The following is a 6,546-nucleotide window of genomic DNA, read 5'->3' on the forward strand; positions in this document are numbered from 1 at the left end:
CGACAAAAATGCCTGTTCCCTCACTGGTTGCTTTCAATCAGCTAAGGGAACAGGCATTTTGTTATACGAAAATTTCTTTGATTTTGAGATGACGCTCAACGGTCAAATCAATAAATTCGTGATTGATTTGCAGCAGCGGCCTGAAAAATTCGGTTGGATGAGTCATGACGATAATACCTGTCTCACCGGTTTCCAAAAAAGCTTTTTTTCCAATGAAGTTGGGGATCATATGTTTTATGAATGTATGTGTAATATGTGGATCTAACTCTCTGAAGCTCAGCTTGTAAAGTTCCTTCAATACATAAAATAAATCGCGTTTTTTCTGATAAACCCGTTCGGAAATCATAGCGCTATAAATATCGACAACCGATATAAGCTTAGAAACAGGCTCAATTTGGTCGCCATTAAGACCTTTCGGATAACCGCTGCCGTCATTGCGCTCATGATGCTCCAACGCACTTAAGGCAATGTAGCGCTCATCAAAGGTTTTTTTTATGATGTCATAGCCATATGTCGTATGGTTTTTGATTTCATCGAACTCTTCCTTTGTAAGCTTACCAGGCTTATTAAGAATGGTTTCAGGGATTTGACTTTTTCCGATATCATGAAGGAATCCGGCTTTACCAATTTGCACCGATTTTTTTACGGAGTAGCCGAGCCAGGTAGCCAGATAATAGGCCAGCATGCCCACTTGTACGGAGTGTTGGTACGTGTAGTCGTCTTTAGTGTTTAGCAGTAGAAGCATAGATACGACGTCCCGCTCCATATTAAGATGTTTAATCAATGGCTGGAAAGCATCCTCGACTTCCTGCTCATTAATGGTCTGGTCCTCGCTTGCTTTGGCAAAAAGATTATGAAAGCCTTGAATCGCATTATCATAATCCGGTTGTACAGAAGGAAGCCACTTGGGGTTAACGGTTTGCTCCAATGTGCGATCCGGCAAATTAACAATAGGGACAGATTCGACTTCAACATAGTCAATTTGATGTTGAAGCAGCTTTGATATTTCTTTATTTTCCAGCAAGGTGCCTTTAGAAAGCACATGCAGACCGTATCCATTAAAGGTATCTTTTAATAAACGGTCTCCCGTCTTTAAATCAGTTACGTGAACCTTCATCGCTGCACCTCTATTGAATAGTTGATCACCTAAGTAGTATAGTAGCAATGATTTGAGGGTATGGCAATATGAGGAACTTTAATTTGAGTCTAAATACCTACTAATTTCGACAAAAAACGCTCTTAATTTATCTTGATTATGTTTAAAATAGTCTAAAGACCTATTTTTAATGCTCGTGATTGGAAAAATCTGATAACAACTTGATTTTAAGTTTCATCTGGAAAATCTGCTAGCGGAGTATCAGGATTCCAAGGACCAAGCTGATGGCCTTTCCACTCTGAACCATCCTCCCAAATTTCTTTTTTCCAGATCGGAACCATTTGTTTCAATCGTTCAATCGCGTACCGACTGGCATCATAACAGCTGGCTCGATGCGGTGAGGAGATGGCAATGACTACACTAGTCTCTGCGATATCGACAACGCCAAGCCGGTGCGTAATGGCACACAAAGTACCCGGCCACTTCTCTGCAAGCTCATCACCGATTTGTTTCATCATTTTAACAGCCATCGGTTCATAAGCTTCATATTCCAAGCGAACGGTACGTTGCCCTTTCGTCCACTCTCGCGTCGTTCCGACAAAAGCAAGGGAAGCACCATGCTCGGGAACAATAACTTTGGCTAAAACCTCCTCCGTCGTAATTTTCTCATTAGTAAGCATGTACCATTGTTCTAGGGAAGATTTTTGTTCATCTTCAGTAGGTTTTTCGGCTTGTCCTCCCGAAACGGGGGGGAGAAGCGCAAGTTCATCATTGGCGTTTACGATACTGTCTGCTTGGGCGTAAGCATGGTTGCAGGCAAGAAAAGAGATGCTTAAAATATCCGCTTGTAGAGGATAGGAAGCCATCAAATGATTCTTCAGATCTGCCGCCGTCATATTTTGCTCAGCAGTCTCTATAATAAGAGAACGTACACCGAAGCGCTCTGATAAACCTGCAAATAAATCAATTTTCCATTCCGTACTCATGTTATTTAACCTCACGTATTAATATAGGCGTACTATAACAGCATACCATAATCTATAGAAAAATGTTATGCTAATGAGACAGCCTAGGACAGTTAGGCGAACGTTTATAACTTTTAAAATTAGGGGAGGCAGGCATGGATTCCAAACTACGATTAGAGCAAAATATTGTTATTTTACACACCAATGATATTCATAGTCGCTTGGAAAATGCCGCACGAATGGCTTCCTATATAGCTGATCAACGTCGCGTTCACGGTAAGGACAACTTGTTAGTCCTCGATATCGGCGACCATATGGACAGAATGAGAAGTGAAACAGAAGGCAGCGACGGCATGGTGAATGTAGCACTGCTTAATGAAGCAGGTTACGATGCGGTAACCATCGGAAATAATGAAGGGCTAACGTATTCCAAGGAAAGACTGGCCGAGTTATATGGCAAACATGCCAAATTTGCCGTTTTAGGGGCGAATATGTTTGATGCGGCAACGAACGAGCAGCCACCGTGGCTGCTGCCTCATATTATTGTAAATAAAGGCCATATAAAAATTGGTTTAATTGGTGTAACAGCAAATTTCACAGATTTTTATGTTTTGCTCGGTTGGAATGCAACGGACCCTTTCACAGCTATTCAAAAACAAGCGGATCAATTGCGTAAAGAAGTGGATTTGATTATCGTATTGTCACATCTAGGGCTGGCGAATGATGAACGGATGGCGCAAGATTTGACAGGAGTTGACTTGGTATTAGGTGCTCATACTCATCATTTGCTTGAGGAAGCACTGCAAGTAAAACACACTTCAATTTGCGCGGCTGGGAAATTTGGCGAACATATTGGGCGTATAGAAATTTCTCTGGGGACTGCTGATGTTAAACCGCAAATAAAGGCGGCATGTGTACCGACTGCTGCTTTGGAGGAACACCCGGAAGCTTCAGCTATTATCGCAAAATATAAAGAAGAAGGGCTCGCACGACTCAATCGTACAGTCGCGTGTATAGAAGAGCCACTTTCTACGGCTATTGTGGGAGAGTCGCCGCTCGCCAATTTGCTTGCAGCGGGCCTAAGGAGACATACAGCATCAGAAATTGCGATTGTCAATACAGGACAACTGCTTGGCGGCTTGCAGCAGGGCGAAGTAACTGCTGGACAATTGCATGCGTTATGTCCGTCTCCAATAAATCCTTGCAAAATGCAGCTTAAAGGCAGGCATATCAAGGAGGCACTTGAGCAATCACTCCTGCCAGAGTACACAGAAAAACGAATTAAAGGCTATGGGTTTCGCGGCGAAGTATTAGGAACTCTTGCTATAGACGGGCTTTGGGTTAGTTTTGATTCCGAGCGCCCTCCGCTGGATCGAATCGTTCAGATTATGGTCAATGGACAACCATTAATGGAAGAAAAATGGTATAATGTAGCTTCTATTGATATGTTCACCTTCCATATCGGCTATTTGTCATTAGGGCAAGGGACCAATATTGTTTATTTTCTGCCGGAATTTATTCGGGACATATTGGCAGAAGCATTGAAAGAAGAGGCTAATATTTCTGATTGCAAGCAACCTAGGTGGAATAATCTAGCATCAACGATATAACATTTTTATTAATTTTATCCGATGTATTAATTAAGAAGAAACCACTCAGTCAAGGAAGGATCGAGAAAATGCGTTTGATGCCTATAACGAAGACTCAGCCCGGCATGCGATTGGCCAAAAAGATTTTCTCACATGATGGTTTAGTGCTGTTAGGGGAAAATGTTGAGCTGACCAGTCGGCTTATTACCCGGCTCAAACAATGTGGAATACAGTATATATATATTCTTGATCCGAGAACCGATGATATTACGATGCCAGAGATTATTCGCGAGGAAACGCTGCTAATTGCCTTGAAGGAAATACGCACGAATTTTCGTGATATGATGGATCGACCAAAGCGTAAAAAAGGGGTTACGTATCCGTATATTGGCCAAACCTTCAAACAAATGATGAATTTGATCATTGATGATTTGTCTGCTCATAAGGATGCGATGATTATGCTGATGAATATGGGAACGGTAGATCATTATTTATATCAGCATTCTTTAAATGTGTGCGTCTACACAACCATTCTTGGAATAGCTTACAATTATTCACATGAAGAACTAATGACGCTTGGGATGGGGGCATTGCTTCATGATATTGGAAAAACACAAATTCCAATTGATGTCCTCCAAAAGCCTGGATCATTAACCCCCGAAGAATTCATCATGATGAAAAATCACGCCCGTTTCGGCTTTGAGCTTTTAAAGGACGAGCCTAATCTGCCGCTTATTGTGGCTCATTGTGCCTATCAGCATCATGAACGGTTGGATGGCAGTGGTTATCCAAGAGGAATTAAAGGTAATGAAATCCATGAGTATGCAAAGTGGATTGGGCTAGTTGATTCGTATGACGCAATGACGACTAACCGAATTTACCGCGCACCAATGCTGCCGCATCATGCTATCGAGCTTCTGTATGCAGGAACAGGAACCTTATACGAACAGCATATGGTACAGTTGTTTCGAGATAAGGTAGCCATTTATCCCATTGGCATTACGGTGAAAATCAATACAGGCGAATCTGGTGTAGTAGTGGACTTTAATCATTCTTACCCGCATCGACCGATTATTCGTATATTGAACAACGAAGTTGGGGAAGAGCTTACTGTGCCTTATGAGATCGACATGTCCAAGCAGTTAAGTATTATGATTATAAGCGTAAACGATGAGCAAAATGATTTGCCCGTACTATCCGCTAAAAACGGGTAATTAAACTGAAGATAGCGTAAGCAATTGCATGAGGAGCCCACTACTTAGGGCTCTTTATTCTTTTTCATGTCCATTTTATTGCTTCTTTCGGATTCGAACATTACAATAGTACTAGAAATTATACAATCGAAAGATGCAGAAATCAGGTGTTGATAAGATGAATACATTAAATGCAATAGCAACAAATCCGTCAGCTGTGAATGGCAGCCCCAAGGTTTTGCCGCAGCTAACCCCAATTAATGACCCATGGGATCCTATTCGTTCAATCCAGAAGTTCGGTAAGCATCAATTGACGAGCGTGGAAATGACGATTTCAAACTTATGCAATATGCGCTGCGAGCATTGCGCGGTTGGCGATACGCTAGTGATGTCGGAGCCGGCCAAATTGCCTTTAAAAGACATGCTCAAACGATTGGATGAGGTTGAGCATTTACAGACGATAAGCATTACTGGCGGAGAGCCATCCTATTCGGCTAAAACGGTCAAGGAATATATGCTGCCGCTGCTTCAATATGCCAGAGATCGCGGTGTTCGTTCCCAAATCAACTCAAATGTAACTTTACCATTCAGTCGCTACGAGGCGATTATTCCTTATTTGGATGTTATGCACATTTCGTTTAACTACACGAATGCGGATGATTTTCACCAAGTAGGTTTTGCTAAAGCAGGACATCACGTTTCCTACGAAGCCTCGGTTAAGCTGTATGAGCGAATGATTGAGAATGCACATCTTTTAAGCAAAGCAGGCGTATTAGTATCTGCCGAATCCATGATAAACTTCCGTACACATGATAAAATCGATGAAATTCACCGACTGATTGTAGAAATGGGCTGCGAGCGCCATGAAGTGCATCCTATGTACCCAAGTTCATTTGCTAAAGATTTGCCGGTCATCACCCGCTTGCAAATGCGTCAAGCAATTGAGCGATTATTAGATAATCGCGACCCGTCAGTTTGGATGTTGTTTGGAACGCTACCTTTTTATCAATGCAGCAATCATGCAGAGGAACGTGCGCTGCTTAGCCGTCTGGCTGCAGAGCCAAATGTCACAGTGCGCAATGATCCGGATGGACGCAACCGTCTAAACGTTAATTTATTTACGGGAGAAGTATTCGTCACCGACTTTTCAGATGTTCCATCATTTGGAAACATAGCAACCTCTAAGCTGGATGACTTGTTTACAAAATGGCTGGAACATCCGTTAGCTCAAGACATAAACTGCTATTGTCCTGCAGCTTCCTGCTGTGGCCCCAACTTGCTGGTGAAAGACATGTACTACAAAGAAGTAGATTTCCACCAACGTACCGCCCGATTCGATTAAAGACGTTTTTTATAAAAAAGCCAACAGGAATGACTGACACAGCCTTCGCGCGTGCCGGTCATTTTTGCTTGCTTGCACACAAATAAAGGAAATATAAGTTCCAGTGTCCCCATTCCCGAACGCATAGAATGTATGATCATAAAAGCCCTAAATAATTGAAGCCATATATTGCAGAAGATCTGATGGTTTGGATAATACTCAATTATAAATTTCTCTTTAGCCCATTATCCCCTTAGCTCAGAAAAACGACTGCTGAACCTATAATCACATAGAACATAGAACATAGAACATAGAACATAGAACATAGAACATAGAACATAGAACATAGAACATAGAACATAGAACATAGAACATAGAACAT

Annotated in this window: 5 protein-coding genes; 3 read left to right on the forward strand and 2 right to left on the reverse strand. The window is 41.9% G+C overall.

Annotated elements, in window-relative coordinates; genetic code table 11:
* Positions 1-61 precede the first annotated feature (61 nt).
* On the reverse strand, positions 62-1,117 hold the full coding sequence (locus WH37_RS01335; RefSeq protein ID WP_046228746.1) for an HD-GYP domain-containing protein: 1,056 nt from the start codon (positions 1,115-1,117) through the stop codon (positions 62-64).
* Between the two features lie 206 nt (positions 1,118-1,323).
* On the reverse strand, positions 1,324-2,082 hold the full coding sequence (locus WH37_RS36935) for a molybdenum cofactor biosynthesis protein (protein WP_046228747.1): 759 nt from the start codon (positions 2,080-2,082) through the stop codon (positions 1,324-1,326).
* 134 nt (positions 2,083-2,216) lie between these two features.
* Here WH37_RS36935 and WH37_RS01345 point away from each other — a divergent pair, with 134 nt between their 5' ends.
* The 3 genes from WH37_RS01345 to yfkAB all read left to right on the forward strand — a co-directional run bounded on the left by WH37_RS01345 (position 2,217) and on the right by yfkAB (position 6,185).
* Complete coding sequence (locus WH37_RS01345; RefSeq protein WP_046228748.1) at positions 2,217-3,671, forward strand: bifunctional metallophosphatase/5'-nucleotidase; 1,455 nt, start codon at positions 2,217-2,219, stop codon at positions 3,669-3,671.
* Positions 3,672-3,739: 68 nt separating this feature from the next.
* Positions 3,740-4,864, forward strand: coding sequence for an HD-GYP domain-containing protein (locus WH37_RS01350; RefSeq protein ID WP_046228749.1), 1,125 nt, complete (start codon positions 3,740-3,742; stop codon positions 4,862-4,864).
* A 157-nt stretch (positions 4,865-5,021) separates the two neighbouring features.
* The gene (gene yfkAB / locus WH37_RS01355) at positions 5,022-6,185 is read left to right on the forward strand and encodes a radical SAM/CxCxxxxC motif protein YfkAB (protein ID WP_046228750.1); all 1,164 of its coding nucleotides are present in this window, start codon (positions 5,022-5,024) and stop codon (positions 6,183-6,185) included.
* Positions 6,186-6,546 lie beyond the last annotated feature (361 nt).

This window comes from Paenibacillus algorifonticola, from assembly GCF_000971975.1.
GTDB classification, from domain to species: Bacteria; Bacillota; Bacilli; order Paenibacillales; family Paenibacillaceae; genus Pristimantibacillus; species Pristimantibacillus algorifonticola.

Excerpts from the sequence above, each read along its gene's own strand:
- WH37_RS36935 (WP_046228747.1), bottom strand. The coding sequence starts at position 2,082 with ATGAGTACGGAATGGAAAATTGATTTATTTGCAGGTTTATCAGAGCGC.
- yfkAB (WP_046228750.1), top strand. The coding sequence starts at position 5,022 with ATGAATACATTAAATGCAATAGCAACAAATCCGTCAGCTGTGAATGGC.
- WH37_RS01335 (WP_046228746.1), bottom strand. The coding sequence starts at position 1,117 with ATGAAGGTTCACGTAACTGATTTAAAGACGGGAGACCGTTTATTAAAA.
- WH37_RS01350 (WP_046228749.1), top strand. The coding sequence starts at position 3,740 with ATGCGTTTGATGCCTATAACGAAGACTCAGCCCGGCATGCGATTGGCC.
- WH37_RS01345 (WP_046228748.1), top strand. The coding sequence starts at position 2,217 with ATGGATTCCAAACTACGATTAGAGCAAAATATTGTTATTTTACACACC.